A 4,456-nucleotide genomic window follows, 5' to 3' on the forward strand; every position below is an offset into this window, starting at 1 on the left:
TCAACCACGCGCCGCTCAACTTCGACCTCTGCCTGCTGGACGTGTGGAGCACCCTCGCGCACGGCGGCCGGGTCGTCCTGGTCGACCCCGACCAGAGCGCCAACCGACGCCGTCCAGGATGTTCTTCCGGTCGTGGGCATTGTGGGCATCTGCCCACTCCACCGTGCGACAGTCCTGGGGGACACGACGGGCATGTGCCGCAATATGGCCTTGAGTGGGCAGAAGCCAGAGCCATACCGCGTGGTGTCGTGGTCGGGAATTCTGCACGTGCCGGACGGCTGGGGTCGGTGGCGTCGGACTGCAGGCAGTTGCCCATCTTTTGAGCGGGACAGGCCTGTTGGGCGGGATAAGTATGGATTTCACCACCAGGTGGCCACACTGAACCGCTCCGCAACGGGGGGTTCGTGTGGGACCTGCCGGTGTTCTCGTCATGTTCCTCGAGAGAGAGACGTTCTGTGGGAATCAATGATCTGATGCGGCGCCTGAGCGCATGGGTATGCCGCGCGGCTGGCAGGCTGTGGGCGGCGGTGACCGCAGCAGCCAGTGGTGGGTGGTCCTGGCCGCGCGCTACAGCGGGAGTCTCGCCACAGCAGGAGACCTCGGCAGCCGGCAGCAGTCGCGGCCGTGCTTGGAAGGACAGACTCCGTGGGGGCGGGCGTCGGCCGGGGGCGGAGCTGGTGGTGTGGCGTCCTGCCCCGCTGGTCGCGGTGGCACCGCGTCGGGTGCCGACCGCGGTGTTTCCTGCGGTGGTGATTCCACGGCCGCTGACGCGGCGCTGGGCGGCTCCGGTCTCGGGTCCCTGCACGCTGGTCGAAGAGCCGGTCAGCAGGTTCTCGCAGCCTCTGGCGATGCCTGTCCGCTCGGTGACCACGGTCGTGGTGATCACCTTCCACAGCGCTGTTCCCGCCCCGCCCATGCCTCACGTGCGCTGGGGGGCCACAGCGCGGGACTCAGTGGTGGAGGAGGGGTGCTGGCTGTGCGGTGGGGAGCTGGGGTTTGTGCCGCTGTCCCGCGGTCGGCTCGTGGAAGCCGGCGCCTCGGGCGCAGTACGCGCGCAGTCACCGGTGGAAGAGGCGGTCCTGGCGGGGCTGGGCCGTGCGTGTCATGGGTGTGCGGGTGGGATGGGGTTGTGGATGCCGGAGTCGGTGTGGCGGCCGCGGGTGCGCAGGGTGGGTGAGCTGTACGGGCCGCGTGCGTCGTTGCGGGTGCCTCGGGGGGTGGGGGGCGGGCGCAGGTGGCTGCGTACGGCGCGGGGGCTGGTGCTGGAAGCGGCTCCGCAGCGGCGTGTGCTGGCTGGTCCGGTAACGGGTCCGTGGGGGTGGGCTCCGATGCCGCGTCTGGCCCGGAGATAGTCCTCGCCCTGCTGTCGAGGGGGCTGGCCGCCCTGGTCCATCGACGTCGGTCGGCGCTGTTCTGCGGAAGGCGAGGAGGCGGTTTCGATGATCCCGCGTGCGCGCAGTCCTTTGGCGGTGGAGGAGCGGCGTCCCGTTCCGGTGCTCGGGCCCTTCGTGGAGTCGGCATCGGGTGGGTTGCGTGCTGCGGGCCGGCTGGTGCGGCGGGTCCAGGCAGGTGGCCGGCTGGGGGTAGGTCGGGTGCGGTGGTGGCTGCTGTGGCAGGGCTGCCGGTTGCGCTGGGCACGTGGCCGGCTGGCTGGGGGTGCACCGCGAATGGCGGGAGTGCCGGCGCCGCGTCCGTCGCAGGTGCCGGGTCCGGAGCGTGGGATGTGATCCGTCGTGGTGCGCAGTGCGAGGGCCCTGGTGGTCATGGTGTCGGGCAACTTCGTCAGGAGGTGTGGGTATGGGCAGGTTTGTGGAGTTGGCCTTGCGGCAGGCAGCGCGGTCGCGGTGCCGCCAGCGGGTGGGGGCGGTGCTGGTGAAGGGGAATCGGGTGCTGGCACAGTCGCCGAATCGTTTCCGCAATGCGCCGTGGGTGGCTCCGTCGCATGTGACGTTTCATGCGGAGGAGTCGCTGCTGCGCCGGGTGGGGGATGCGGCGGGGGCGGCGGTGTATGTGGCGCGGCTGAGCGGGGCTGGGCTGCCGGCGCTGGCGAAGCCGTGCGCGCGCTGTCAGGTGGCGCTGTCGGGCGGCGGGGTCCTGGTGGCCTATTACACGACGCCGGAGGGTGTCGGGGCGCTGCGGCTGGGCCGGGGTGCGGCGGATGTTCATGGCGGGTCCGGCCTGGGCCGGGTGTGTTCGGAGAGGAGTCGTTGTGAGTGTTGATCCGGTTTCGTGGCGTTCGGATGGGCGGCTGGTGCGCCGGTGTGGGCGTAGTGGTCTGCATCTGCCGACGCTGGGGCTGGCGTTGGGGGCGGCGTCGCTGGGGGCGGGCAGGCGGTTGCACGACATGGTCTCGCACGCGGTGGAGCTGGGGGTGGGGCATTTCGATGTGACGGTTCCCAGTGCCTCGCGCCGGGAGGCTGAGGTGGCACTGGGAGGTGAGCTGGGCCGGTGGCGGGCGTGGCGGGATGAGCTGGTGATCTCGGTGCGGCTGGGGCTGGGGTCGGGTCCGTTGCCTCTTCGGGGGTTCGCCTCGCGCAAGCAGATCCTGTCGGGTCTGGACGGAGTGCTTCAGCGGACCGGGCTTGAGTACGTGGACGTGCTCTATGCGCACCGGTGGGAGCGGGGCGCCTCCTTGGAGGAGTGCGCGGGGGCGCTGGCGGACGCGGTGCGCCGGGGCAAAGCGTTGTATGCGGGCTTGTCGTCGATGCCGGTGGGGATAACGGGGCGGATGTTGGACCTGTTGGAGCAGGCGGGGGTGCCCGCGGCGGTGGTGCAGGGTTCGTACGCGCTGACCGATCGCGGGGTGGAGGAGGGTCTGCTCCGCTTGCTGGCCGAGCGGGGGGTGGGGTTCGTGGCGTGTGCTCCGCTGGCCCACGGGGACTTGTCGGGGGTGCGGCAGCCGGGGTGGACGGTGGCGGACGAAATGGTGGCGGGGCGGGTGGATGCGGTGGCGGCGTCCCGGGGGCAGTCGTCGGCGCAGCTGGCCCTGGGGTGGGTGTTGCAACGCCCGGGGGTGGCGTCGGCGTTGATAGGCACGACGGATCCGGCTCATCTGGCGGCGTGCTGCGGGGCGTTGTACGCGCAGCCGTTCACCACCAGCGAGCTGGCGGCGCTGGAAGCGTGCTGCCCTGGGCCGGTCCGCCGGCGCAGGACAGCACGCCCCAGGGCGACAGTCGGTTCCCTGTAACAAAGGCGTTCCCCCTGCCTCCGCGAGAGGCGGGGGCCGCGATGGGGCCGGGAGCCGGAGCCTGCGGGGCGCGGCGTGGGTGGGGTGTGTTGGAGGTGTCTCGTGGTCGCGGGGTGTTCGGTGATGTCGTTTGGTGGGGTGGGAGAAAGAGAGTGCGTGACATGGCAGGACTGTTGACTGTGGGTGCGCGGTTGCGGCGGCACGTGTGGTGGCTGCTGACCGGGCAGTGGTCTGGGCAGCCGTTGATAGCGGCCGGGACGAGGGAGACGCCACCGGAGCACGTCCGGCTTAAGGCAGAGGCGGAGGCGGATCGGGCGCGGCCGGGGCAGGCACGGCCGGAGGTGGAGCGGGCGCAGGTGCGGCCGGAGTCAGGGTCGGAGTCGGGGCGGCAGGAGTGCCGGGGTTCTCGCCGTGACCAGGCCGGTACAGGCGGGTGCGCCGGCTCCCGGCGGGCCGGGGCCGGTTCCACGCCCGTGGCGCGTCGGGGGCCCTGGCCGGGTCCCGGGCCGGAGCTGGGGCCGGGGTGGCTGTCGGCGGGTGCTGAGGATCGGGCGGGGCGGGCCGCAGCGTCTCGTCGTCATCCCAGTACCCGGCCTGCGCGCGGGCCGATGCCGGGTGGTGCGTCGGGAGCCGGGGCACGGGCGATGGCGGCGGCGTTTCCCGGTCCCGGGGCGTTCGCCGCGGGACCGGGGAACTTCTGGATACTGATGCTGCGGCTGCGGCTCATCTCACGCGGCTACGGTGAGGACTTGCGGTCTGATCTGGAGAGGGATCCTGCTCTGGCGCGGGCTCAGGTGTGGGACGAGCGGCTGCGGGCGGCCTGTACGCGATTCCAGCTCGATCAGGGGCTGCGCGGGGCTGCCGCGCAGGGTGTTCCCGACGAGTGGACCTGGCGGCGGCTGTGGGCCGGGTGAAGCGCCGCCGCTGGCCTCAGCGGCGTGCTGGATTCCGCCGGCGTGTCCGTCTGTCCTCGGCCCGTCTGTCCCGGTCGGGGGCGGTGCATCGTGGTGGCCTGGCCCCTTGGGCCGCATCGGCAGGAAGTCGGCTTCCTTGGGAGCCCAGTGGCGATGGGGCTCATCGTGCAGAGCGAGACCCGGGCCGCATGGTGCCGTCCCGGGTTGCCTGCGCGGTTCCGCGGGACGATCGTGGCCGCCAGCCCGGTCCGCTCTATATACCTGCTGTCAGACATCCCATGCCGTAGCGGTGTCAAGCTGCGGTTGGGAGGGTTGCGTGGTGTGACCAGGCGGTGGCCTCGTCGTAGGGGGTACG

At 71.8% G+C, this 4,456-nt stretch carries 2 protein-coding genes; both read left to right on the top strand.

Translation table 11 applies throughout. The features are described from left to right. Positions 1-1,797: 1,797 nt before the first annotated feature. Positions 1,798-2,220 (top strand): tRNA-specific adenosine deaminase, encoded by a 423-nt coding sequence (locus ABT160_RS46460; protein ID WP_351656335.1) that lies wholly within the window; start codon positions 1,798-1,800, stop codon positions 2,218-2,220. Continuing rightward, entirely contained in the window at positions 2,210-3,187 is a 978-nt protein-coding gene (locus ABT160_RS46465) for an aldo/keto reductase (RefSeq protein WP_351656338.1), read from the top strand. The genes ABT160_RS46460 and ABT160_RS46465 overlap by 11 nt, the downstream gene beginning before the upstream one ends. The last annotated feature ends 1,269 nt before the right edge of the window (positions 3,188-4,456 follow it).

Origin of the sequence: Streptomyces sp. NPDC001941, assembly GCF_040296945.1 — a bacterium.
Classification (GTDB): Bacteria; Actinomycetota; Actinomycetes; order Streptomycetales; family Streptomycetaceae; genus Streptomyces.